Origin of the sequence: Metallosphaera yellowstonensis MK1 (assembly GCF_000243315.1) — an archaeon.
In the GTDB taxonomy this organism is placed as follows: Archaea; Thermoproteota; Thermoprotei_A; order Sulfolobales; family Sulfolobaceae; genus Metallosphaera; species Metallosphaera yellowstonensis.
The window spans coordinates 517,114-539,695 of sequence record NZ_JH597768.1 but is presented as its reverse complement, the minus strand read 5'-3'; the positions used below and the strand labels follow the sequence as shown (position 1 = coordinate 539,695).

The window sequence follows — 22,582 nt, the reverse complement described above, 5'->3', positions numbered from 1 at the left end:
GAGAATGGAAGAGAGAACCGAGGAAGGAAAGTACTCGAACCTCATCCTCTCACTGAAGGTCTTCTTTTCCAACAGGACCGCTGTGGCAGGTATGGTAATATTCCTGGCATACGTCGTGGATGCACTCATAATGCAGTTTGATCCCAGGTTGTTGGGAGTGACTAATCCGAACCAATTCACCTATAACTTCGTGAATCCAGTACCCCAACCTCCGTCATCCCAATACCCTCTGGGGACGACCTACCCTGGTATCAACCTCCTTCAGGCCATCCTCGAGGCCATCAGGGTGGACTTGGGGTACTCCATGCTGATCGTGGTGGGGGGTGCAGTGATAGGGGCGGTGGTGGGCATACTGGCAGCTTACGTCGGAGGATACCTCGACGAGTTGTTGATGAGGTTCACCGACATCTTCTTCAGCGTCCCTTACCTAGTCCTCGCCATAGCCGTGGGTTTCGCCTTAGGGAGGAGTTTCACCAGCATGGTTATAGCCCTGATCATAGTGTGGTGGCCCATATACGCCAGGTACACCAGGAGCCTGACTCTTAGCATTAAGGAGAGCGTTTTCGTTGAGGCGGCAAAAGCGGCCGGGGCCAGCATGGTGAGGATCATGTTCAAACACATACTGCCCAATACCCTACCTCCAGTGGTGGTTCAGATATCCCTGGACCTGGGTTCCGTCGTCGGGGTCTTCGCCACGTTGGCCTTCATTGGCTTCATTCCCAACGCCAACACACCTGAGCTGGGATACCTGGCGAGCCTGGGACTGAACTACGTCCAGTCAGCCCCTTGGACCGTGATCTTTCCTGGATTGGCTATAACCTTATTTGCACTGTCCGTGAACCTCATGGGAGACGGACTGAGGGACGTGATAGATCCGAGGAGGAGAAGCTAATGGAGAGAGTGAAGGAGAGAGCTAAGGTACTCGAGATCAAGGACCTCAGGGTCAGTTTTCACACCAGGAGGGGGGTCTTCAAGGCCCTTCGGGGGGTGGACCTGGAGCTTTACAAGGGAGAAGTTCTGGGGCTCGCTGGAGAGAGCGGGTCGGGGAAGTCCACCTTAGGGTTGGCGATAATGGGGCTCTTACCAAGGAACGCCAGAGTGGAGAGTGGAGAGGTCCTGTTGGACGGGAGCAAAGACGTTTTGAAGATGTTGAGAGATTACGGATCTAGGGACGTTAAGTTCGATCCCAGGAAGAACGAGAAGTTGATCAAGAGACTCAACAAGGAACTCAGGGAGGTGAGGGGGAGGGCCCTAGCCATGGTCTTCCAAGAACCTCTGACCTCCCTCAACCCGGTCCTCCAGGTAGGCTACCAGATAGCTGAGGCCGTGTATTATCACGATCCCATGAGGTTGGTGAGGAGGGCCATAAGCAGGAACAGGTGCACTCAAGCTGACCTGAGAGACCTGATGACGACGCTGAAGACTAAGGGAGAGGAGGCATTAATTGAGGAGGTGGAGAAGAGGAACCTCAGGGGATTAGAGGAGCAGATCCTGTCCATCTGGAGGAGACAGGACATACATGAGGCTAAGAAGGAGAAGCTCATCCTCTCCCTGGATAAGCACAAGCTCGACTCCAAGGACAGGTTGGGCATCTCCATCTACCTCAGGGGTCTGCAGAGGGTACCCGTCCTAGGTAGACTTGCCAAGGATGCACTGATAAAGGAGGGCTACAGGCTGGCAGTTGAGATCCTCACCTACCTGGGTATCCCTCATCCCGAAAAGGTAGTCAGGATGTATCCGCACGAGCTCTCGGGGGGTATGAGACAGAGGGTCGTGATAGGGATAGCCATAGTCAATAACCCAGAGATAGTGATAATGGACGAGCCCACCAGTGCCCTAGACGTAACGATTCAGGCTCAGATATTGGAGTTGGTGAGTTCCCTGAAGGCCAGCTCCAACAGGTCCTTCATCTTCATCTCCCACGACCTCTCAGTCCTGGCTGAGGTCTCAGACAGGATAGCGATAATGTACGCTGGGAAGATAGCCGAAGTGGGCCCTGTGAAGGTGATATTCGAGGAACCGCAACATCCGTACACCAAGATGCTCATGGACGCCATACCGACTATGGACAAGACTGAACTCAAGGCCATCCCAGGTTCCGTACCTGACATGAGGAGTCCTCCCAAGGGTTGCAGTTTCTCCAACAGGTGCCCCTTCGTAATGCCCAAGTGTAAGGAGATGGAACCCCCCATGGTAGAGGTAAGCGAAGGTCATAAGGTGGCCTGCTTCCTAGTGGGTGAGAGGAAGTGATAGGTGCATTCAACCTCAAGAAGTATTTCCCAGTGAGGGGCGGAGTGGTGGGCACTCAGTACCTCAAGGCGGTGGACAACGTTACCCTCACCGTGAGGAGGGGAGAGGTCGTCGGAGTGGTGGGAGAGAGCGGGTCGGGGAAGTCCACCTTGGGTAGGATGCTCATAAGGTTGCTTGAACCTACAGGTGGGGAGATCCTCTTCGATGCCCCGGAGGAGGAGATGGTGAAGTACCGAGAGGCTTTAGAGTCAGGAGATAAGGAGAGTGCTGAGATGATAAGCAGGAAGTACAGCCTCCTCAGGAAGAAGGGGTCTGAACTGAGGAAGTTGAGGACCAGGATGAGTATGGTATTCCAAGACCCTTACTCCTCCCTCGATCCGAGGTTCAGGATATTGGACGTCATCATGGAGCCCATGATATCCACCGGTTACCTTAGAGGAGAGGAGGCGAGGAAGAAGGCCCTGGATTTACTGGAGGAAGTTGGGCTCCCTAGGGCGTTCGGTAATAGATACCCGCACGAGCTTTCTGGAGGACAGAGACAGAGGGTAGCAATAGCTAGAGCCCTGAGCACCGACCCAGAGTTGGTCATACTGGACGAACCTACCAGCGCCCTGGACGTATCTGTCCAGGCCCAGATCCTGAACCTCCTAAAGGAGTTCAGGAGAAGGAAGAACATCACCATGGTGCTGATAACCCACAACATAGCGGTGGTGAGTTACATGGCCGATAGAGTGGCAGTCATGTATTCCGGTAGGCTCATGGAGATAGGGGACAAGGACGACGTGTTGACCCGACCCAAACATCCCTATACCATGGCCCTCATCTCCTCCGTCCCTAGACCGAGACCTGGGGAGGCCCGGAAGAGGATAGTGTTGAAGGGCGACCCACCGAACTTACTATCTCCTCCCAGAGGATGCGTGTTCCACCCTAGATGTCCCATGGCTTTTCACGAGTGCGGATGGACAGCTGAGGAGGTGGCAGAGGACATCAACTACCTAGTACAGGGAAAGTACTACAACGTGTTCGGGGATAACGTTAAGGTCATACCCCTTCAGGACAAAGTAAAGGTGGAAGGGGCTAACCCGGAGAGCATAAAGAAGGTGTTGGAGGTGGAGAGGGAGAACATAAGGTCACTCACAGCCGTGAAGGAAGTGACCGAGGACTCGTTGCTGATTATACACGCCTTCCAGGAACCGAAGCTTTACAAGGAAAGTGAGAGGAGGTCAGTGTCCTGCCTACTTTACAGGTAACTGTAGGTTTCCACGTTCCTGACACTTGGGTTTTTGTTCCGTTTGTCCCTACACTTTCATTTCGCTCATTTTATCTTCAATCATGATCAAGTGTGGGACTTAAACCCTCAACCACCTTCAAATTACGGCAGGCGGGTCACTCCTTGGAGCCCAACGGCACGGGGCTCACGTCCCTACCATCACTTCCTTTTGGGCAGAGCTTACATGGTGTGAGAGGTCATCCTTTACCAATGAAGTTTTTATAAAAAATAAAATAAAAATTTCTATTAACATGAAAAAGGATTCAACTCTCAAACCAGGGGATTTTCCCGTAAGTGCCACTAGAACTTCGTTTGCAAATTTTCAGTGCTTTTAGAATGCATACTAGTACCGTTCATTATTCTAACTCCGTTCAACTGCTCTAAGGAGTTGCCCATTAAAAAGGTAGCCGGGCCCGGATTCGAACCGGGGTCCCAGGGGCCAGAGCCCTGGATCCTTGGCCGCTAGACTACCCGGCTAAGTTAGTTATCCTCACAGCCTATTTTAAAGGTTAATCTGTCCTCCTCGCCGAACCCCTGAAGGCCAAGATTGACACTAGGAAGAAAAGCAACGCTATCACGGTGAACGCCAAACCTATGAGCATGAACGGTAGTAGTGTCCCAGTATAACCTCTTCCAAATACTATGGGCACTGGGCCTATCAGTACTACTCCTCCGACCGTAGAGTTTGTAGGGACGCTGACGGTGCTCGCGAAGAGTAGACCAAAGCCCACGAATATGAGCACCAAACCTACGATGGTTAATCTCATATTTTACTCTGAGGAGTTTGGGCTAATAACGGTGTCTCAGGTGTACTACGGAAGTATCGTTAGCGTTATCTCTTCAAATAAGGGTAGCGTCAGGTCTCTGGCTGAAAGGTTAGGGAAACTCCACGAAGACGCTAAGGTTAAGATATTCTACAGGAGGAACGGGGACTACATTAGGTCTGTCCTAGTACCGTCGGAGTATCCAGAGAAGGTCTTAGAGGCCGTCGAGGCTGCAAGCCTCTCCTCTGACTTGGTGATCCATGTGGGCGAGAGTCCTACGTGGACTGAGGGGGAATTGGCCCTCCTAGCTACCTCGCTCAACGTCCCTGTAAAGGTAGTCTCAACCTTACCCGAGGACAGGATTCGGAAGTTATTCAAGGGAACAGTGTTGGAGAGGGCCGAAGTCCTGCAACAGTTGGAGGAGTGGGAGGGAAGGACGGAAGATCGTGGGGTAGTTTACGTAGACAGGAGTTTCGTGGTTAAAGGTGTTGGAGTCGTGGTAACCGGATTCTCACTGACCCAGGTCAAAGTCCACGACAAACTGACCCTACTTCCCTCCATGAAGGAGGTGGAGGTCAAGAGTATCCAGGTATTGGACGAGGATCAGGAAGCTGTGGGACCTGGTGTCAGGGTCGGGCTGGCCCTCAGGAACGTAAAGGAAGATGAGGTCAAGGACTCCTACCTGCTCACTAAATCAGGCTTGAGGGTGCAGAAGGAATTCGAGGGAAGAGCTACCCTATTTCCGTGGGCCCAGGTAGGCGAGGGACAACTCCACTTCGTAGCTTACGGGGTCTCGATCACGGGGACGTTGAAGTTGGACGGGGACAGAGCCAAGATAGCCCTCGGCTCCCCTCTACCTCTCGCACCCCGACTGACTGTACTGAACGTGAACAGTAAGCTTGGCAAGCCCAGGGTTGCGGGATTTGTGGAACTCTAAAGGTGGGAGTTCAAAGGTTGGGGAGCGTAAACTTTTTAGAATCTCACGATAGGGCCTTCGGTGTGACCAGGGGAGGAATGGTGGGCACTCGTCGAGGCCTTGAGGTAAAGGCGGAGATGATTACGAGGGGTTTGGGCTTCATAGGATTTCATAATATTTAATATCAATCCTCAGCCGTTGGGCTTCACCGGGGTCACGGGGCATTACCCCACTCATACCCCTCCGCCCCCTTAACGGAGTAACCCCAACCCACCTACTCCCGGTGGGAGTGAGAAAGAGGTGGGGGAACCCGCACATCTTGAGGAAGATGTTGAGGGATGCGTTCAATTGCCTATCTAGGGTGAACCCACAACCTCTCACACCTGAAAGTCCTGCCGACCTTTCGGGAAACCCATCCACATCTGGGGCAGGACTTGGATGTGAGGTGAGGGTTCACCTCCTTCACGAAGGAACCATAAATGGGAGCCTTATATTTTAGAACGCGATGAACAGTCCTCCACACAGTCCTTGAAATCTTCTTAGACAGCTTGTCATCAGCATCCTCAAACATCTCTTGCTTATTCAACTTTTCAACAGCAAAGACATTATCGAAAGATTTATAAACTCTAAGAGCAAAAGATTTAATTGTTCTTATATATCTGCCCTTTTAAATCTTGGTGGTCATGATGGAAAAGGAAACTTCTCACGAGAATACACAATGTCCCCCAGATAAAATTATCTTCGATGCAGATAGGGGGGAATACATCTGTTCTGAGACTGGAGAGGTCATAGAGGAGAGAATAGTAGATCAGGGACCCGAGTGGAGGGCCTTCACGCCAGAGGAGAAGGAGAAGAGGAGTAGAGTTGGCGGTCCCCTTAACCAGACCATTCACGACAGGGGTCTGTCCACCCTGATCGACTGGAAGGACAAGGATGCCATAGGGAGGAACTTGGATCCGAAGAGGAGGTTGGAGGTCCTAAGGTGGAGGAAGTGGCAGATCAGGGCAAGAATTCAGAGCTCAATAGATAGGAACTTGGCCCAGGCCATGAATGAGTTGGAGAGGATAGGAAACCTCTTAGGTCTTCCCAAGTCCGTGAAGGACGAGGGAGCGCTCATCTATAGGAAGGCGGTGGAGAAGGGACTAGTCAGGGGTAGGTCAATAGAGAGTGTGGTAGCTGCAGCGATTTACGCCTCCTGTAGGAGGATGAAGATCGCCAGGACTTTGGATGAAATAGCTCAATACACGAAGGCCAACAGGAAGGAGGTAGCCAGGTGTTACAGGCTTTTATTGAGGGAACTCAACGTCGACGTTCCAGTGAGCGATCCAAAGGACTACGTGACCAGGATAGGCTCTCTCCTGGGTCTGAGCGGTGCCTCCATGAAGTTGGCTGCTGAGATATTGGAGAAGGCCAAGAACGTCGGATTGACCGCAGGTAAGGACCCCGCAGGTCTCGCCGCAGCTGCAATATACATTGCTGCCCTCCTGAACGAGGAGAGGAGAACACAGAAGGAGATAGCCCAGGTTGCCGGAGTCACCGAAGTCACTGTGAGGAACAGGTATAAGGAACTTATACAAGAATTAAAGATAGAAATACAAAACCAGTAAAAGTTTTTCTTGTTTTTATTCTATCACCATTATGTTAGACTCTGGGAAGCCTAGCTTCACCAAGAGGTCTCTAGCCTTGTCCCTGTGATCTCCCTGGATCTCAATTCTGCCGTTCTTCACAGTTCCTCCCGCAGCTAACTTGGACTTCAGCTCAGATGCTATCTTCTTGAGCTCTAGCTCATCAGTACTCACTCCCTCTATAACGGTAACCTCCTTGCCGTACCTTCTCTTCTCGAGTTTTATCTTAATGAATTGTTCTTCCTTATTTAATTGCTCACATATTTCAGGTGGAAGTCCTCCACACAAATTGTCTGCCATTTTGTAACATCATACTGTGATTAGACCTTTTTGAGCTTTTCTATCCCAGTTAGCTTTAAAACCTCATAGTTTAAGGCAGTGGAGTACACTATGCCAGACATATATAGGTGCGGAAAATGTTGGAGAACTTTCGACGATGAGAAGCTCAGAGTGCTACCTGGAGTCAGGTGCCCATACTGTGGTTATAACATAATTTACATGGTGAGGAAGCCCACAATTAAGGTCGTTAAGGCTATCTGACTTCACCTTTCCCTTTTTTCAATGATGAGCTCACGATGGAAGTCGTCTCCATTATGAGTTTGGCTCCTAGTACTGACGTTATGTCCGAGGGGTCGTAGGGTGGGGAGATCTCAACTACGTCGAAACCCACTACCCTGGAGTCGGCTATGAGGTTGATAACATCGAGTACCACAGTGGGAGTTAAACCCTCTGGCTCCGGTGTGGCCACACCTGGAGCGTAGGCTGGATCCACGGAGTCCACATCAAAGGTGATATATATCCTGTTGCAGGGCCTGAGGAAGTTTTTCACCTTCATGGCCACCTCTCTAGTTCCGATCAAGTTCACCTCGTGGGACGTGATGAACGGTACCCCGAACTCCTTAGCGTACTCCACTTCCTCCCTGCTCACGGCCCTATTACCGACCTCCATTATCCTGACACCCCTTTCGGCCAGTCTGTGCATGACGCAGGCGTGATCGAACTTGTATCCCATGTACTCGTCCCTTAAGTCAAGGTGTGCATCAAAACTGACCACGCAATCAGCCTTAGTGCCCAGGACTGTTCCGACGGTGATGGTGTGCTCACCTCCCATTGACACCACTATCTTCCCCTTCTCAGAGGCGTAACTCACCACGTCCCTTATTCTCTCCACGTTCTGTTCAACGTCTGAAGGGTGGAGCACAACGTCTCCCAGATCCTCGAAACCCACCTCCCCCACATCTACGCCCGTCCTGAGGGAATAGAACTCGATGAACTGGGACACTTCCCTGATCTTCCTAGGGGCAAACCTGCTCCCGGGCCTGAAGCTGCTCGTGATGTCCATGGGAATTCCCAGGACAGCGAAGGGAGAGTTCCTCTTTTCAAATCCGCCGAACTTTAGTGACGACTCGTTGAGGTAAAGAAGCCTAGGATCGGCCATACCTAAGGCACGCTGAGGAAGTTTATAAGTTTGGTTTTGTCAAAGGGTCTCATGCCAGAGACCGAGAAGGTGATTGAGCTAGCCAAGAGGAGAGGCATATTCTGGCCATCCTACGAGATATACGGTGGTGTAGCGGGACTGTACGACATAGGTCCCGTAGGTGCCAGGATAAAGAACAAGATAGTCCAGCTGTGGAGGAAGATATTCGTGGAGGAGAACAGTGACTTCGTTGTGGAGATAGAGACGCCCATGATAACTCCCTCTAAGGTGCTGGAGGCCAGCGGACACGTGGAGAACTTCACCGACCCCATAGTGGAGTGCCAGAAGTGTCACAAAATATACAGGGCCGATCACCTCATTGAGGAGACGTTGAGGCTATCTGTGGAGGGTCTAAAACCCTCTGAACTCACCAATATCATCTTGCAGAAGGGACTCAAGTGCCCGTCCTGTGGGGGAGAACTGGGGGAGGTGAGGAACTTTAACCTCCTGTTCTCGACTACCATAGGACCATACGCGGGCTATGTGGGGTACCTCAGGCCTGAGACCGCCCAAGGGATGTTCACAGCGTTCCGCAGGGTATTCGAGAGCACTAGGGAGAGGTTACCGTTGGGAATAGCCCAGGTCGGAAGGGTAGGGAGGAACGAGATCTCACCGAGACAAGGGTTGGTCAGGATGAGGGAGTTCACCATAATGGAGGTGGAATTCTTCATCGACCCAGAGGACAAGGATGTTCCACAGCTGGAGAGATACTGGGAGGAAGGCTTCCACGTTCTGTTCAAGGACGCCAAGGAGAAGGGAGGGGATCCTGTGAGAGTCAAGGTGAAGGATCTGGTCAGCGAGAAACTGGTGGTGAATCCGTGGATGGCCTTCTGGATGGCCACTGCCTCCAGGTTCGTGAAGTCCTTGGGAATTTCAGAGGGTTCCTTTTACTTTGAGGAGAAACTTCCTCACGAGAGAGCCCACTACTCGTCACAGACTTTCGATCAAATAGTTAAAGTGATGGGGGAGAAAGTTGAGATATCCGGCCACGCCTACAGGGGAGATTACGATCTCAGTAGGCACTCCAGGTTCAGCGGGGAAGACCTGAGCGTGTTCAAGAAGTTCGATAAAGCCAGGGTGATCAAGAAGAGGAGCGTGATACTGAACAGGGACAGGCTGAGGCAAGAGGACAAGGACTTTCAGAGGGAGCTAATGAAGCTCATTTCAGATAAGAAGCCAGAGGAGGTAGAGATCATGATCAAGGCGGGAGGTGAGCTCATGGGAAGGAAGCTCTCTGACTTCCTGAGCGTAATAGAGAGGGAGGAGAAGGAGCATGGGATCAGGTTCATCCCCCACGTCGTCGAGCCCTCCTTTGGAGTGGAGAGGTGTCTCTACCTATCTGTACTCAACGCGTATAGGGAGAAGAAGGATAGAGTCGTGCTATCCTTACCTAAGGAGATAGTACCATATCATGTGGCCGTATTTCCACTTCTGGAGAAGGACGAGTTAAAGGAGAGATCTCGTAAAATAGCTGGAGAGCTCAAGCAGAAATTCGAAGTACTATACGACGAAAGCGGGAGCATAGGCAAAAGATACGCCAGAGTGGACGAGATCGGGGTACCGTACGCCATCACTGTGGATCCCCAAACGCTCAACGACGGAACCGTGACGATTAGGGATAGAGACTCATGGGAGCAGATAAGAGTTAATGAGGGTGAGGTCCTACAGGTCCTAGAGAAGTTATTTAGCGGTGCTGACTTTAATATGATATTGGGAGAGGCGAAAAGATGAGTTCGGAAGAGACGAAGGGGGAAAAAAAGGCTGATATAAAGTCCCTCGTGAATATAATACCTCCCGCTTCTTCCCTCAGAGGGAGTGGAAAGGAAGCTCCCAAGGAGAAGAGGGTGAAGGTTAGACGGAGAGCCGAAGTTAAGGAGGGGACTGTCTTAGTATCGCTGAAGTTGGCCAAGTCTATGGGCGTGAACCAGGATGTGGAGATCTCCGTCAAGGGAAAGAGAATGAGGTTTAAGGCCATTCCCCAGGAGAGCCTTCCAGAGATAGAGGTTTGGGCTAACCCTCAGGACATGATAAAGCTAGGCTTAGAGGATAATAGCACGGTAACGTTGAGGTCGGTCTGATGAGTGAGGCTAGAGTCAAGGAGACGCTGACGAAATTCGAGGAAGTTATTGATAATCATTCGGCGAATCTGGGTCAATTGGAGAACATGTTAGCTATCAATGTAATAGACCTGGATAGGTGTCACAGGTTACTGAAGAGGATCAGGAGGACAAGAAGAGAGATATATGAGGGTATGAAGACCATAGTGGAGAACATAGGGGGAGTTGTGGACAGACAAACCAGGGAGGAAAGTATAGGAATAATCAGTTATCTAGGTATGGTTGGACTTAAGGATGAACTGGAGCTCCTGAAAGGCCTGCAGGACGTCATGAAGAAGAACGGTGAAAGTATAGATATCAATGATGATGTGAAGCAAATAATGGAGCTCATGGACATGGCGTCAAAGCTTAGTTTTTAAACCTTAATTACACTAACATCCCAATGAGTATAGCACACATAAGCCTTGAGGAGAGGCTTCAACAGATCTCGCTGAAGCTCATTGACCAAGTTAGGGTTCTGTACGAGATAGTTAAGAACGGTACTCCGGCCAACCCGATGCAGGCCTACTCTAAAATAAACGGGATAAAGAACAGTGTTGAATTGGATAAATTCATGGTGGGTGAGTACATTATAAAGGTAAGGGAGGGATTGTTGGACAGGGACCTTTACATAGACATATTGAACAACTTGGAGAAGATCTCCCAAAACTTGGATGCTGCGTCGTATAGATTGAGCGTGCTATTATCTAGGGGAACCCAGCTTGATGAGCTCTTGTCCAAGCTTATTGTAGTGATCTCTGAGAAACTCCTAGCTTCCCTGACTCACTTGGTGGAATCCTTGAGGCTCCTCTCAGTGAACGCACAGAAGGCAGTTGACGCAGCAAGGAACATTATGAGACTGGAGGAGGAGGTGGATGACTTGTATAGGAGCCTAGAACTCAAACTGTTTGAGAGGAAGTACGACGACCTAATCTATGTCATGCTCCTTAAGGATATCGCTGATAGATTGGAGGACAGCGAGGACATGGTCAGGGACTCTGCAACGTCAATCACTTACATAGCCTTCGGGAGGTTGTGATGCAGGCTAGAGGAGAGCTCTTTGGTGACAGAATAGTCATCCTTGACTACAGGGAAGGAAGGAGGATCTACGAGGAGGGATTTTACGGGAAACCCTTGGGAGTATCTAAGCCCAAGTCCACAGAGGAGATCAAGACTCCATTAGAGCTCTCCTTGATTGAGGGGTTGTATCTACTACGTAAGGGCAAAATAGCGGTGAGATATAAGGGAAATGACGTGGACGAGAGAGAACTAGAGGACTACGCCGTGAAGCGAATCCCTCGCTTCAGGGATCTATACAGGGTGTACGAGGACTTGAAGAGGAGAGGCTTTGTGGTCAGGTCTGGAATAAAGTTCGGTGCAGACTTCGCGGTGTATACCTTGGGCCCCGGGGTAGAACACGCCCCTTTCGTCGTTTCAGTGGTGAACGCTGATGAGGAGATGAACGCTACTGAATTGATGAGTTATGGGAGGGTCTCCCACAGTACTAGGAAAAAACTTATTCTTGCTATTATAAACTCGTCAAGTAATGAGATCAAGTACATAATGTTTAAATGGGTGAAGATGTGAAATTAAATATGTAATCCAAGGATCGGAGGTTTGCTGACTTTGAGGGAAGACTTCGGTCAAAGGAGAGGATTCGGCAGAGAAAGGGAAGAGAGGGCGCATGTGGGGGATGGGGAACCTAAGCCCCTTCCGCTTGGGAATAAATGTAACTACCTCTGTCCGTACTTCAGGTGCAACAAGAGGGCGTTAATGATACAGACGAAATACATGAAGGGAAATCCACAGAAGGTTGGGTTCTGCAGATGGGTAGGTGACACGTGTATAACTGGAGAGTGTCAATACGCCTATTGTGAGAAGAGAGCCCTACTCCCAGGTAACAAGTGCGCTTTCGCCATAAACAGGAATAACGGTTCTGAAGACGTTGAGAAGGAGCTCAGACAAGAGGATCTATATGAGGATGATAAGGTAAAGGAGATCATCTCCAAGAAGTTCGGAAAGAGGGATCTAGACCTCATTTAGTCCATCTAGGATACAGGTCATGTTGTATTTCCAAGGCATCTAATGTTTTTCCTACCACGAAACTTATAATGTCGTCGATGGTCTTCGGTTTGGTATAGAAACCTGGGGACGCTGGAAGAATTATGGCTCCGGCAGTGGCAACTTTCAATGCGTTTCTTAGTTCAATCACACCCAATGGAGTCTCACGTATGACCAGGACGACCCTTTTCCTCAATCTGAGGTGATTTATCACGGCCCTGGTAACCAAGTTAGACGCTATACCTGACGCCACTTCAGCCAAAGTCCTTATACTGCACGGAACCACTGCAATTCCTAAGCTTCCCGCCAGAGTGCTCGAGCTGGATGCAGGGGCGTCTATCTCATCTTCCATGTAAACTCTTTCTACCAATCCTTCCAAGAGTTTACGGAGATCCTCCCCCAATTCCTCTGCTGACACCTTGATTGCTGCTTCTGTGAGTATGACTTCAGGATGATATCCCAGATCTAATAGTGCCTTCACCGTCCTCAGACCGTATACGGTCCCGCTAGCTCCGGTTATCCCTACAACGACTTTGCCTTTCCTTTGGTCTGCTCCTGTTTCTTTAGCCACTCTCTCATCCATGTGGAGTAGCACCTATTACTACAGAAGGTCCACGGCCTATTATTACAACAGGTCTTGATTACGATTGGCTTGGTCCTTATGATGGTTCCACATACATCACATCTCAGGGCCTTGCTTCCCGTCTGAAGTTCTAAGGGCATTGATACCCTGTGGTCTTGGAGCAAATTAACTATTTCCCATGGTTGGATTATATAATCTAGTTTATAAGCCACTAATATTACGATGTAACTATGGAGATCAGACAGGTAGATGAAGTAAAAATCACGAAGTATATCCTGAAGGCGACATTTGAAGATTGGATGGACATAGCAGAAAACGACGTGGTGATTGTGGGAGCCGGTCCCTCAGGGCTGAGCGCTGCGTATTACCTTGCTAAGAAGGGGCTAAAGACTACAGTCTTTGAGAGGAGGTTAAGTTTCGGCGGAGGCATAGGAGGAGGGGCCATGCTCTTCCATAAAATAGTGATAGAGAGTCCCGCAGACCAAGTACTCAGGGAGATGAACATAAGGCTACAGCGAGTAGAGGAGGGAGTTTACATTGTGGACAGCTCAGAATTCATGGCTAAACTAGCGTCGTCCGCCATAGACGCGGGCGCAAAAATAGTCCACGGTGTAACTGTAGACGACGTCATCTTCCGTGAGAACCCACTGAGGGTGACCGGGGTGGCAGTAGAGTGGACAGCTACACAGATGGCCAGCCTTCACGTAGATCCCCTCTTCATCCACGCCAAGGCGGTAGTGGACGCTACTGGGCACGACGCTGAAGTAATCTCCGTGGCAGCCAGGAAGATACCGGAACTAGGAATAGCGATACCCGGGGAGAAATCTGCCTATAGCGAGGTAGCCGAGAAGCTCACTGTTGACAATACGGGAGAGGTGGCCCCTGGACTCTACGCCGCCGGGATGGCCGTAACTGAGGTGAAGGGGTTACCGAGGATGGGGCCCATATTTGGGGCCATGGTTCTGTCAGGCAAGAAGGTGGCTGAGGACATAGCCTCGACCCTCCTGATGAAAGCCCGTAACACTTAAAACTACTGCGTGGTAGTTACTGGAGATGTCTCAGACTCACCAGATAAAGGTCTCAGATAAAGCTCAGGCGATAATTGAGAGACAGATTGATAATAACGTGACTGGCAGGAAAGAGATAACTTTGAAGATATTTCACATAGGTAGCCCTACTCCCTCTAGGGAGGAACTCAAGAAGGCTCTGGCATCCTATTTAGGTCAGAAGGAGGATCTCCTGGTCATCAGGAAAATAACTACCGGGTACGGGGCTGGAATAAGTCAGGCTAGAATTCACGTCTATACTGACCCTAAAAACTTGGAGAAATATGAACCTAAGCATCTCCTCGTGAGAGGAACGAAGCAGAACAAGGGAGGTGAATCCAATGGCTAAAGGGGAAGAAAAGGCATCTGCTAGGTTATATTACGAGATTGTGGATGGAAAGGTGAGGCTGAAAAATAAGAAGTGTCCAAGGTGCGGTAGTGTCATGGCCCATCACATGAAACCTAAAGAGAGGTGGACGTGTGGTAAGTGTAATTACACAGAGTTCGTTGTAGGTAAATCGAGGTCATGATTGTTTTAGGCATAGAATCTACAGCCCACACCTTTGGTGTGGGAGTGGTAAGAGATACTCCCCCATTTGTTCTGTCCAACGTTAGGGACACTTATGTTCCCGCCTCAGGGGGCATGAAGCCGGGGGACGCGGCCAGACACCATGCCACGGTAGCTCCCAAGATCGTCAGGGAGGCCTTGGAGAAAGCCGACGTGGGCATGAGAGACGTGGACGCAGTTGCAGTGGCATTAGGTCCAGGTATGGGACCGGCGTTGAGGGTGGGTGCAGTGATCTCTAGAGCGTTGGCAATCAAGTATAACAAGAGATTGGTTCCAGTGAATCACGGTGTGGGACATATAGAGATAGGTTACCTAACCACGGGAGCGACGGATCCTCTCATCCTTTACCTCTCTGGGGGGAACACCATCATAACTACGGCATACAGGGGTAGGTTCAGGATCTTCGGTGAGACCTTGGATATTGCACTAGGGAACCTCATGGACACGTTCGTGAGGGAAGCCGGTTTAGCTCCTCCATACGTCGTCAAGGGAAGACACGCCATAGACATCTGTGCTGAAAAATCAGAGAACTTAGTGGAACTGCCGTATGTAGTTAAGGGCGAGGATATGTCCTATTCAGGTCTGTTGACCGCAGCTCTGAGGGCCCTTCGCAGGTATCCCTTGGAGGATGTATGTTATAGCCTGAGAGAGATTGCCTTCGACATGCTTCTGGAGGCCTCAGAGAGGGCCCTGGCCTTGACTGAGAAGAAGGAGTTGATGGTGGTAGGTGGAGTCGCCGCCAGCGTCAGTTTAAGGGAAAAATTAGAGAGGCTGTCAAGGGACTGGAACGTCAGTCTCCTTATCGTTCCACAGGAATACTCTGGGGACAACGGGGCCATGATAGCGTACGCTGGAATGCTGGCGGCGAAACACGGAAAGTACATCGATGTTGAGGCGTCCAAGGTTAGACCCAGATGGCGCATAGATGAGGTGGAACTGCCCTGGAGAAGCTAGTCCTTCTTAAACGTGGGGCGGAATCGTTAATTTACCTGGGGGAGTTCCTGGGTATCAAGTCCGTCTTCAAGGTTAGGGTAAGCAAGGGTTATAGAAACCCCAAGCTGGATGCCCAAATCAACGCGTCCAGAACAATAAGTGAAGCCAAATTAATGTATTCGGCCCTCAAGGCCGGTGTAAATACGCCAGCCCTACTCATGGTATCTCCTGAGACTTTCACGATCGTGATGGAGTATATAGAAGGAACAATGCTGAAAGATGCAAGCCATAGAACTACCCTCTTTAGGGACGCTGGGGTGATTGCAGGGAGGCTTCACCTCAACGGCATCATTCACGGTGACTTAACTACCAATAATATCATAGTGAAAGATGGCGAGCTGTTCCTCATAGATTTCGGACTGGCTAAGAGGTCGGTGGACGTTGAGGATATGGCCACAGACGTCCACGTGTTCCTCAGGTCTATAGAGAGTGTACATCCAGACGTCAAGGATAAAGCGTTCTCTGAATTCATGGAGGGTTACGACTCTGTCACCCGTAGAGGGCAAGATATACTAAAGAAGGTAAATGAGATAAGGATGAGAGGTAGATATGTCGAGGAGAGGAGAACTAAAGGTAGTCACGGGTAACTCTCATAAGTTTCAGGAGTTCCAGGTCATTGCTGGAGATAAATTAAAGCTCAGCATGATCAACTATCCTAAACTCGAGATTCAGGCAGACTCTTTGGAGGAGATAGTGAGATTCTCAGCGGTCTCCCTCTACTCCGTCTTCAGGGAACCGATGATATTGGAGGACAGCGGGCTCTTCATAGAAGCTCTCCACGATTTTCCTGGTCCTTACACCAATTACGTTAAGAGAACACTGGACTGCGAGGGGGTGCTAAAGCTCATGGAAGGAGTGAAGGACAGGAAAGCCACCTTTAGATCGGTAATAGCTTACGTGGACGATGGAGAGATGAGGCTCTTTAAGGGAGAAGTTGAGGGATCGATCTCCTTGAGCAGGAGGGGTAACGCGGGGTTCGGCTTCGACCCAATATTCATCCCCGCGGGAAGTTCCAGAACTTTCGCTGAGATGAGCGTGGAGGAGAAGAGCCGGATTTCCCACAGGGCCATGGCCATGAAGAGGTTTTTAGACTTCTACCTGACCTCCCTCCAGCCCTGAGGGGACCCCTGAGTTCTCGAGGGCATACAGCCCTTATGCTACTAGACCGCGTTCGACGATGAGCGTTAGGTTTACTCACCGCTGAGGGACGCGTTCATGGTCTCCTTAAGGATACTTAGAGCCCGTTTAAACGTCTGGTCACTTATAGGCCTTAGTCTCCTCTATGCTCTCCAGGTTGAGTCCCCTGTATCTTCTCTCGTAATAGTCCTCTAGATAACTCAAGACCTCCTTTGAGAGTGAGAGTTCTGAGGCTCTGACGAAGTTCAGGAGCTCGCTCTTGGACGTTATGTTTGGTGTGACAGTTGAGACGTTATTGAAACTGAGAACGTAGGCAATGGCCAGTTGGTTCAATTTAATTCCGAGGGAATCTGCGTACTTCTTCAGATCTAACGTTGCCTCATAGGCCCTTTTGATCCACCCGAAATCCTTGAAGTGACGATGTAGTCTGGGATCCTCCACAAGAGGCCATTTATCTTCGTTAAGGACGTCAGAAGCGTGGGGAACCCTTATCACGTGTCCCAAGTCTCTCTGAATGAGTTTCTTTCCAGGGTACTCTTCTATCAAGTTGAAGATGTGCTCCAGTACTTCATAACCCATTTGGATGGCCCTCATTCCCTCTTCCTCCCAACCTAGGGTAGGACCTAAGGCAACGCCGACGGATCTGGCAATACCATCAGATTTCAGGGACTTCATGAACTCCAGTAAGCCCTCGTTAGAGATGTCCTTCATCTTCGGGTTGTGGATCATGAGCACGTCAACGTAGTCTGTGTTGAGTCTCTTTAACGACTGGTTAACTGCAAACCTGAGGTAGTCTAGATCGAACCTATGTTTAGGTCTCTTGGAGTCTGTGTAGAAATCGTATCCGACCTTAGTGAGGATGACTACGTCCCCTCTCTTGGGGGTGACGACTCTTCCGAGAATCTCTTCAGACCTTCCGTTTCCGTACATGTCTGCCGTATCGAAGAAGTTGACGCCCACATCCAACGCGGTCCTTATTATCTCTTCAGCCCTCTCTGGATTTCCCCACCAGTCCGTAACGATGCTCCACGTCCCTACCCCGATTTCTGAAACCCTTATGCCGGTATGACCTAAGTCCCTTAATCTCATGTCATACTACCAGTTATATAATAATTATTTATCATTTATAAGGGGAGGTTTTACTCGATGTTAATCCGGATGACGGAGAGGCAGTTCGACCAGATACTCACTAGGCTAAAATCATTCGTTTATGAATATAATTCAAGGATCACTAGATACGACGTTTATCTGAAACCCTTTCACATAGTTTACAAGAAAGGGAAGAAATATATTTATATTGGTAAATATTGGTACAAACTGGAGAAAATGAATGGTAAGCTCAAGTGGATATATCTTGGGAAGGAGAAACCCATTCCGGAACTCCCTGATCCGCCGAGAGTGCCCGAAATAACGATAATAAAGGAGGATTCAGAATACGTCTTCGACGATTCTTTACTAAAGCAGCTCAAATGAAAGGGACTGCTTTAGTCTGTCCAGCGGAACTCTTAGCTTCAGCCCGTTAATCATTCTTATCACGTCCTCGGTGTCCAATTTGATTAGCTCCGCTGCTCCCATCGCCACTACGGGATTGAACGGGGATCCCATAAAGATGCTGACCGCACCTGTCCTGGCCCTATTGATGGCTAGCCTATAGAGTGATGTTAAAGCTGTGTACATGTTGGTGAAGTCGATGCTCTTGGAGTAGACAGTTCGCCTCAACACGTTAATCACGTCCTCCTGGCTTCTACTGTTCGCCATATCCCTTATGTCGTCCTCACTTACGTTACACCTCACGTCCATTGAGATCTTCTGTCTGGCGGCGAGACTTAAGGAATAATAGTCTTTGTAGCCACATAGGATGTTGTTGGCAGCAGCCTTCCAATCCCCCTTTAACCCCTCAACGATGTTCGAGAGGAAATGAATATAATAATACTCAAGGAGCGAATTCAACTGCGATAGGTCCTTTGGGGATTTAGATGAGGCGAACGATAATGCATCTCCGTAAATGGTTCCCTTGAGCATAGATTGAAGTTCCTCCATGGACGCTGGCATCTGGTCTATGTGACTACGTAAAGTTGTCAGAAGGTTCACATCTCCCTGTAGTTTGTTCCACACGATAGACGTGAGATATGTTAGCTCGTCTAAGGTTACCCTATAGACGTATGCAGACACGATGTCCTTAGCCAACTTCACGGATACTGAGAGGTCGCGCAATTGTTCCAGGAGGCTTAAGGCCCTCTTCTTCAACATGAGCTCCGCAACGGTTATGCTATCTGGTACCTCACTGACGAACCCCCTCTCCTTCAATACGCTCATAAATTCCTTCCAATCCTTTGAAGATAGAAGCTCATTAACTAGTCCCCTGGATAACGTCTTGGCTTTAAAGAGCCTAGATACCGAGGAGATATAGGCAGCGGCAGAGCTCACTTATAAGCACCTTCAAGGGCCCTAAGGACCTCAGCTGCCGCTAAATCCAGATTGCTCTCAGCCTTCCTTCTTATTTGCGAGATTTCATTCTCTCTCTCCTCATTGAATTTCTTTCTAATGGAGTCTATGAGGGCCTGCTTCTCGCTGTTAATTGTCTTCTCCGACTCCGCAATCACTGATTCGGCAACGAGCTTTAACTGTTCTGAGATGGCCTGGGCTCTGAGGATGAGCCTCTTGGCGTCGTCGGAGGTAGCATGCTTAGCTTTCTTTACGTTGTCCTCGAACTCTACAATCAACCGAGAGACCACACTTAGCTGTGCTTCGCTCATTATAATTCGATCAATAGTGTGACTAACTCCCTTTTATTGATTTCCTACCGCTAACTATATACCCTGTGTGTGTGACCCCAATAGTTCTGGGTCTAGTCGCGTTTTCCTTAACTTGAAACTCCCTCATTATGATTTCAACTGCCTTGACATCCACAAAATTATTTTGGATCATTGTTAGAAATACCCTTTCCAGTTGGTTAGTGGTAGGGATGAAGACCTCCAGGGTACCTGATGGTCTCAGCGAACTCCAAGCGTGTTGGACTACTAACCAAGGGTCTGGCATATCGAGAAATACAGCGTCAACGTCCTTTTCCTCTATTCCCTGCCTCACGTCTCCCAGCTTAAAGGTGACCCTATCCTCCAGACCCAGGAGCCTAGCGTTCTTCCTTGCCCTGTTTTGCATGTCCTCCCTCACGTCATAAGTCACCACTCTTCCTTCATTACCAACGAAGTTAGCCAAGGATATGGTGAGGAACCCAGAACCAGTTCCAGCTTCAACCACAGTGCTACCTGGTTTTATACCGGACACGTATATCATGTAACCTATGTCTTTAGGGTAGAGGACCTGAGAGGGCCTGTGAAGACCTTCATAAATGTAATCCAACGTAGGGTAAAGGAGGTGGGCCTTTCCCCTCTGTATCGCTAGAGATTCCCCATATTCCTTACCAATAATATCTTCATGTAATAGCGATCCCTTATCAGTGTCCAGTCTCTTCCCTCTCTCCAACTTGACCAGGTACACTCTCCTGGGATCTATCCACACCACAACTAAGTCTCCTTCCGCCAAGGGCACGGTTCATGATGATATAGTCCCATAAAAAATCTTGTCTTATCAGTATTGGTGTCTCAATTCATCAATCCTTAATACCAGCCCTCATCACTACTCTTTTATCCAGAGCTCCTTCCTGATAAAGTCTCCTATGGCAGCTCTTATGACTTCACTCCTGGTTTCATACCTCCCCGTATTCACAAGTTCATCCATGGCTTCTAGATATTGCTCTGGAAGTTTCACGGTTATTATCTTCATGTTAACCTCGAAAGAGATACTACTCTGACCTAAACTTTTAAGGATTTGTGCTAAGGTTTGCTAGCTTGTTCCCATAAATGATCGAAGTACACCACCGCTATATCCACAAGGTACCTGTGGTTGGATATTATCCCCGTCAACCTATCGTTGGACTTTATGATCAACAGAACAGAAGAAGAGGTCACTATTCCACTACCGAACATATTGTCCAAATGCCTCTGCTCTATTCCTCCCTCCTCGACTCGTATATCTCTCTGAGCTATCAGCTTCACTTCAGCTACGTAGGATTTAGCTTTTATTAGTTGAATTAATTCTTGATCCATCAGTTCCTTAAACGAGATTGCCACCAGGTACTTTTTACTGGGCTCGCCTAGGAGATTGACGATGGTTCTCTTGAGGTCGTGCTGGGGGATCATCATCACGGTGTAAGCTGCTGTTGAGCCCATGAGCGAGGATAGAGGCTCTATGAATTCCTTTTCAAACTGATCTACCTTGAACTCCAACATCTTCTTTATGTTGGACCACAAGTCCCTGAGAGATACGGCCTCGTAGACAACTGGCTTCTTCCCTAACTTTCTTATCCAACCTCTCTCCTCCAGCTTATTGAGTATGGAGTATATCTTCGTATATGAAATGTTGAGCTCGTCTGACAACTTTCTGGCGTTGCTCTGGCCGTTCAACAACAGTGCCGAATAAACCTTGAGTTCTGCCCTCGATATACCTAAGACTGAGGCAAACTTGCTGACCCTCGCTAACAACTCGTCTAGGATGTCCTGACTCATTAAATATTATTAATCTCTTCACCTCATTAAAGCGTAGATGGTGATCAAATGGGAGGAGCCTCCAAGAAACCCATAAGTAATGTAGAGAAAAGGATGAAGAAGGAAGCGGAAGCTCAGCAGAAGAAAGAGAAGAAGAAGGTCAGTAAGACTGGGAACGAAGTCATCTCTAAGAACATCGTCATCAGTGACGAGATGGTGAAGAGAGTTCAGGAAGAGATTAAAAAGGAGAAGATCATCACCCCTTACAACCTAGCCACTAAGGCCAGCATAACCCTGAGCGTAGCGAAAAGGATACTTAAGGACCTCAACCAACAGGGAGTAATAAAGGAAGTCTATAGGAATAGAAGGACTGCTATTTACGTTGCGTCGTGACCTCTTACCACCTGACCGTTACTACCCCTCACTTTTTTGACGCTCTTACAGAGTCCCGTAATTATTGACTCTAAACCGTTGGCCTTTGCCATGAGGTTATCGTGAGGAGATGCGATCATCGAACTCTCCACGAGGACTATGGTGTCCTCTTCCTCTGCCTCCTTATAGACCATTGAATCCGGAGTCGTGATGAAAGTAGGAGAGTAGCCCACTATTTCGCCCTCTTCGTTCTCAATCACCTCTCCGTTAACCAGGTAGGACATTTCGTTCTCTATCGTTCTCGCTACCGCTATGTGCTTTATCGCCTCCTGTCTTTTATTCAGGGCCTTCATGGTTCCTATCACCGCCTGAGATCCTCCAAAGTAAAGTAACCTACTGATCTCTGGGGACATTAAGTCGTCCTCAGCTATGAGCCCATATTTTCTGTCCAGCACCACGTGGATAGGTTCCTTGCCGTTGGATATACCCAGCCTTACATCTTTCTCAGAGGACGTAATCTTCCTGTACTTGCCTATTATCTCGCCGTCAGGAGATATCACCAATGTTGTCAGGAATATTTTAGGCCCTGCCTGTTCCAAGAGTGGGCCAACTATGAGATGGACTTCTCCCTCCATGGCTAACTTTATGGCTATCTCGGTTGTGTTACCGGGGATCTTCTCGGCCAGATTCTTCACTACGCTTCTCATCTTCTTTTCATTGTTGTAGATCTCGAAGCCGTTTCCTACAGGGAAGAGAGACGGCAACACCACGAGTTTAGCTCCTCGATCCTTGGCTGTCTTAATGAGCTTTTTCGCTTTCTCGACGTTGTGCTTCCTGGCCATCTCCTTTAGTTTCAGATGCGTGAGCGAAATCAACATTA

The 22,582-nt window shown here is 49.2% G+C and carries 31 protein-coding genes, 1 tRNA gene and 1 pseudogene; 20 read left to right on the top strand and 13 right to left on the bottom strand.

Translation table 11 applies throughout. The features are described from left to right. The first annotated feature begins 4 nt into the window (after positions 1-4). Genes METMK1DRAFT_RS10555 through METMK1DRAFT_RS10545 form a run of 3 tightly spaced genes read left to right on the top strand, consistent with a single transcriptional unit; the run spans position 5 to position 3,500 of the window. The gene (locus METMK1DRAFT_RS10555) at positions 5-892 is read left to right on the top strand and encodes an ABC transporter permease (RefSeq protein WP_009073843.1); all 888 of its coding nucleotides are present in this window, start codon (positions 5-7) and stop codon (positions 890-892) included. Next, positions 892-2,250, top strand: coding sequence for an ABC transporter ATP-binding protein (locus tag METMK1DRAFT_RS10550; RefSeq protein ID WP_009073840.1), 1,359 nt, complete (start codon positions 892-894; stop codon positions 2,248-2,250). Before METMK1DRAFT_RS10555 ends, METMK1DRAFT_RS10550 begins: the two co-directional genes overlap by 1 nt. Then, the gene (locus tag METMK1DRAFT_RS10545; RefSeq protein WP_009073838.1) at positions 2,247-3,500 is read left to right on the top strand and encodes an oligopeptide/dipeptide ABC transporter ATP-binding protein; all 1,254 of its coding nucleotides are present in this window, start codon (positions 2,247-2,249) and stop codon (positions 3,498-3,500) included. Before METMK1DRAFT_RS10550 ends, METMK1DRAFT_RS10545 begins: the two co-directional genes overlap by 4 nt. Before the next feature lie 424 nt (positions 3,501-3,924). Here the strand turns inward: METMK1DRAFT_RS10545 and METMK1DRAFT_RS10540 are convergent. Together METMK1DRAFT_RS10540 and METMK1DRAFT_RS10535 are read right to left on the bottom strand one after the other, a co-directional pair. Continuing rightward, positions 3,925-3,997, bottom strand: a tRNA-Gln gene (locus tag METMK1DRAFT_RS10540). A 32-nt stretch (positions 3,998-4,029) separates the two neighbouring features. Then, complete coding sequence (locus METMK1DRAFT_RS10535; RefSeq protein ID WP_048087839.1) at positions 4,030-4,287, bottom strand: TIGR00304 family membrane protein; 258 nt, start codon at positions 4,285-4,287, stop codon at positions 4,030-4,032. 40 nt (positions 4,288-4,327) lie between these two features. Here METMK1DRAFT_RS10535 and METMK1DRAFT_RS10530 point away from each other — a divergent pair, with 40 nt between their 5' ends. Beyond that, positions 4,328-5,221: a translation elongation factor gene (locus METMK1DRAFT_RS10530; RefSeq protein WP_048087958.1), complete on the top strand. Its 894-nt coding sequence runs from the start codon at positions 4,328-4,330 to the stop codon at positions 5,219-5,221. Between the two features lie 138 nt (positions 5,222-5,359). Here the strand turns inward: METMK1DRAFT_RS10530 and METMK1DRAFT_RS10525 are convergent. Beyond that, positions 5,360-5,801, bottom strand: a pseudogene (locus tag METMK1DRAFT_RS10525) (zinc ribbon domain-containing protein); the annotation flags it as partial. Between the two features lie 85 nt (positions 5,802-5,886). On the opposite strand from METMK1DRAFT_RS10525, the gene METMK1DRAFT_RS10520 reads away from it, so the two are divergent. Beyond that, entirely contained in the window at positions 5,887-6,807 is a 921-nt protein-coding gene (locus METMK1DRAFT_RS10520) for a transcription initiation factor IIB (RefSeq protein WP_009073829.1), read from the top strand. A 15-nt stretch (positions 6,808-6,822) separates the two neighbouring features. Here METMK1DRAFT_RS10520 and yciH read toward each other — a convergent pair whose 3' ends face one another. Next, on the bottom strand, positions 6,823-7,125 hold the full coding sequence (gene yciH / locus METMK1DRAFT_RS10515; protein ID WP_009073827.1) for a stress response translation initiation inhibitor YciH: 303 nt from the start codon (positions 7,123-7,125) through the stop codon (positions 6,823-6,825). Between the two features lie 90 nt (positions 7,126-7,215). Here yciH and METMK1DRAFT_RS10510 point away from each other — a divergent pair, with 90 nt between their 5' ends. Then, positions 7,216-7,365 carry a DNA-directed RNA polymerase subunit P gene (locus METMK1DRAFT_RS10510; RefSeq protein ID WP_009073824.1) on the top strand — a complete coding sequence of 50 codons (150 nt, stop codon included), beginning with the start codon at positions 7,216-7,218 and terminating at the stop codon, positions 7,363-7,365. Here the strand turns inward: METMK1DRAFT_RS10510 and speB are convergent. Further along, positions 7,358-8,263: an agmatinase gene (gene speB, locus METMK1DRAFT_RS10505; RefSeq protein ID WP_009073822.1), complete on the bottom strand. Its 906-nt coding sequence runs from the start codon at positions 8,261-8,263 to the stop codon at positions 7,358-7,360. The genes METMK1DRAFT_RS10510 and speB overlap by 8 nt on opposite strands. A gap of 51 nt (positions 8,264-8,314) precedes the next feature. On the opposite strand from speB, the gene glyS reads away from it, so the two are divergent. From glyS to METMK1DRAFT_RS10475, 6 genes are read left to right on the top strand one after another with little or no spacing between them, the layout of a single operon-like run. Next, positions 8,315-10,033 carry a glycine--tRNA ligase gene (gene glyS / locus METMK1DRAFT_RS10500; RefSeq protein WP_009073820.1) on the top strand — a complete coding sequence of 573 codons (1,719 nt, stop codon included), beginning with the start codon at positions 8,315-8,317 and terminating at the stop codon, positions 10,031-10,033. Beyond that, positions 10,030-10,380: a hypothetical protein gene (locus METMK1DRAFT_RS10495; RefSeq protein WP_009073818.1), complete on the top strand. Its 351-nt coding sequence runs from the start codon at positions 10,030-10,032 to the stop codon at positions 10,378-10,380. Before glyS ends, METMK1DRAFT_RS10495 begins: the two co-directional genes overlap by 4 nt. After that, the gene (locus METMK1DRAFT_RS10490; protein ID WP_009073816.1) at positions 10,380-10,778 is read left to right on the top strand and encodes a hypothetical protein; all 399 of its coding nucleotides are present in this window, start codon (positions 10,380-10,382) and stop codon (positions 10,776-10,778) included. The genes METMK1DRAFT_RS10495 and METMK1DRAFT_RS10490 overlap by 1 nt, the downstream gene beginning before the upstream one ends. Positions 10,779-10,795: 17 nt before the next feature. Continuing rightward, entirely contained in the window at positions 10,796-11,437 is a 642-nt protein-coding gene (locus METMK1DRAFT_RS10485; protein WP_155812401.1) for a phosphate transport regulator, read from the top strand. Further along, a complete protein-coding gene (gene endA / locus METMK1DRAFT_RS10480) occupies positions 11,437-11,985 on the top strand; it encodes a tRNA-intron lyase (RefSeq protein WP_009073813.1) in 549 nt (182 codons plus the stop codon). The genes METMK1DRAFT_RS10485 and endA overlap by 1 nt, the downstream gene beginning before the upstream one ends. Before the next feature lie 39 nt (positions 11,986-12,024). Next, positions 12,025-12,441, top strand: a complete 417-nt coding sequence (locus tag METMK1DRAFT_RS10475) for a hypothetical protein (protein WP_048087956.1) — start codon at positions 12,025-12,027, stop codon at positions 12,439-12,441. Here METMK1DRAFT_RS10475 and METMK1DRAFT_RS10470 read toward each other — a convergent pair. After that, positions 12,434-13,042: a UbiX family flavin prenyltransferase gene (locus tag METMK1DRAFT_RS10470; protein ID WP_009073810.1), complete on the bottom strand. Its 609-nt coding sequence runs from the start codon at positions 13,040-13,042 to the stop codon at positions 12,434-12,436. The genes METMK1DRAFT_RS10475 and METMK1DRAFT_RS10470 overlap by 8 nt on opposite strands. Positions 13,043-13,272: 230 nt before the next feature. On the opposite strand from METMK1DRAFT_RS10470, the gene METMK1DRAFT_RS10465 reads away from it, so the two are divergent. Genes METMK1DRAFT_RS10465 through METMK1DRAFT_RS10440 form a run of 6 tightly spaced genes read left to right on the top strand, consistent with a single transcriptional unit; the run spans position 13,273 to position 16,768 of the window. After that, positions 13,273-14,070 carry a sulfide-dependent adenosine diphosphate thiazole synthase gene (locus METMK1DRAFT_RS10465; RefSeq protein ID WP_009073806.1) on the top strand — a complete coding sequence of 266 codons (798 nt, stop codon included), beginning with the start codon at positions 13,273-13,275 and terminating at the stop codon, positions 14,068-14,070. A 25-nt stretch (positions 14,071-14,095) separates the two neighbouring features. Then, complete coding sequence (locus METMK1DRAFT_RS10460; RefSeq protein ID WP_009073804.1) at positions 14,096-14,437, top strand: 30S ribosomal protein S24e; 342 nt, start codon at positions 14,096-14,098, stop codon at positions 14,435-14,437. Next, positions 14,430-14,618 carry a 30S ribosomal protein S27ae gene (locus METMK1DRAFT_RS10455; protein WP_009073802.1) on the top strand — a complete coding sequence of 63 codons (189 nt, stop codon included), beginning with the start codon at positions 14,430-14,432 and terminating at the stop codon, positions 14,616-14,618. Before METMK1DRAFT_RS10460 ends, METMK1DRAFT_RS10455 begins: the two co-directional genes overlap by 8 nt. Further along, entirely contained in the window at positions 14,615-15,610 is a 996-nt protein-coding gene (gene kae1 / locus METMK1DRAFT_RS10450; RefSeq protein WP_009073800.1) for a KEOPS complex N(6)-L-threonylcarbamoyladenine synthase Kae1, read from the top strand. The genes METMK1DRAFT_RS10455 and kae1 overlap by 4 nt, the downstream gene beginning before the upstream one ends. Further along, a complete protein-coding gene (locus tag METMK1DRAFT_RS10445) occupies positions 15,598-16,236 on the top strand; it encodes a Kae1-associated kinase Bud32 (protein ID WP_048087837.1) in 639 nt (212 codons plus the stop codon). Before kae1 ends, METMK1DRAFT_RS10445 begins: the two co-directional genes overlap by 13 nt. Then, the gene (locus tag METMK1DRAFT_RS10440) at positions 16,199-16,768 is read left to right on the top strand and encodes an XTP/dITP diphosphatase (RefSeq protein WP_009073796.1); all 570 of its coding nucleotides are present in this window, start codon (positions 16,199-16,201) and stop codon (positions 16,766-16,768) included. The genes METMK1DRAFT_RS10445 and METMK1DRAFT_RS10440 overlap by 38 nt, the downstream gene beginning before the upstream one ends. Positions 16,769-16,906: 138 nt before the next feature. On the opposite strand, the gene METMK1DRAFT_RS10435 is transcribed toward METMK1DRAFT_RS10440, so the two are convergent. After that, positions 16,907-17,875, bottom strand: coding sequence for an aldo/keto reductase (locus METMK1DRAFT_RS10435; protein ID WP_009073794.1), 969 nt, complete (start codon positions 17,873-17,875; stop codon positions 16,907-16,909). Between the two features lie 57 nt (positions 17,876-17,932). On the opposite strand from METMK1DRAFT_RS10435, the gene ubp reads away from it, so the two are divergent. After that, complete coding sequence (gene ubp, locus METMK1DRAFT_RS10430; RefSeq protein WP_009073792.1) at positions 17,933-18,259, top strand: UBP family nucleoid-associated protein; 327 nt, start codon at positions 17,933-17,935, stop codon at positions 18,257-18,259. On the opposite strand, the gene METMK1DRAFT_RS10425 is transcribed toward ubp, so the two are convergent. The 5 genes from METMK1DRAFT_RS10425 to METMK1DRAFT_RS10405 all read right to left on the bottom strand — a co-directional run bounded on the left by METMK1DRAFT_RS10425 (position 18,242) and on the right by METMK1DRAFT_RS10405 (position 21,351). Next, positions 18,242-19,213 carry a V0D/AC39 family V-type ATPase subunit gene (locus tag METMK1DRAFT_RS10425; RefSeq protein ID WP_009073790.1) on the bottom strand — a complete coding sequence of 324 codons (972 nt, stop codon included), beginning with the start codon at positions 19,211-19,213 and terminating at the stop codon, positions 18,242-18,244. The genes ubp and METMK1DRAFT_RS10425 overlap by 18 nt on opposite strands. Beyond that, a complete protein-coding gene (locus tag METMK1DRAFT_RS10420; protein WP_009073788.1) occupies positions 19,210-19,542 on the bottom strand; it encodes a hypothetical protein in 333 nt (110 codons plus the stop codon). Before METMK1DRAFT_RS10420 ends, METMK1DRAFT_RS10425 begins: the two co-directional genes overlap by 4 nt. 22 nt (positions 19,543-19,564) lie before the next feature. Next, positions 19,565-20,335, bottom strand: coding sequence for a tRNA (adenine-N1)-methyltransferase (locus tag METMK1DRAFT_RS10415; protein WP_048087835.1), 771 nt, complete (start codon positions 20,333-20,335; stop codon positions 19,565-19,567). Positions 20,336-20,422: 87 nt separating this feature from the next. Continuing rightward, positions 20,423-20,569: a ribbon-helix-helix domain-containing protein gene (locus METMK1DRAFT_RS10410; protein ID WP_009073784.1), complete on the bottom strand. Its 147-nt coding sequence runs from the start codon at positions 20,567-20,569 to the stop codon at positions 20,423-20,425. Between the two features lie 50 nt (positions 20,570-20,619). After that, on the bottom strand, positions 20,620-21,351 hold the full coding sequence (locus METMK1DRAFT_RS10405; RefSeq protein WP_009073782.1) for a TrmB family transcriptional regulator: 732 nt from the start codon (positions 21,349-21,351) through the stop codon (positions 20,620-20,622). A gap of 48 nt (positions 21,352-21,399) precedes the next feature. Here METMK1DRAFT_RS10405 and METMK1DRAFT_RS10400 point away from each other — a divergent pair, with 48 nt between their 5' ends. Beyond that, entirely contained in the window at positions 21,400-21,723 is a 324-nt protein-coding gene (locus METMK1DRAFT_RS10400) for a 30S ribosomal protein S25e (protein ID WP_009073780.1), read from the top strand. Here the strand turns inward: METMK1DRAFT_RS10400 and METMK1DRAFT_RS10395 are convergent. Beyond that, positions 21,708-22,580 carry a carbon-nitrogen hydrolase family protein gene (locus tag METMK1DRAFT_RS10395; protein WP_009073778.1) on the bottom strand — a complete coding sequence of 291 codons (873 nt, stop codon included), beginning with the start codon at positions 22,578-22,580 and terminating at the stop codon, positions 21,708-21,710. The genes METMK1DRAFT_RS10400 and METMK1DRAFT_RS10395 overlap by 16 nt on opposite strands. Between the last annotated feature and the right edge of the window lie 2 nt (positions 22,581-22,582).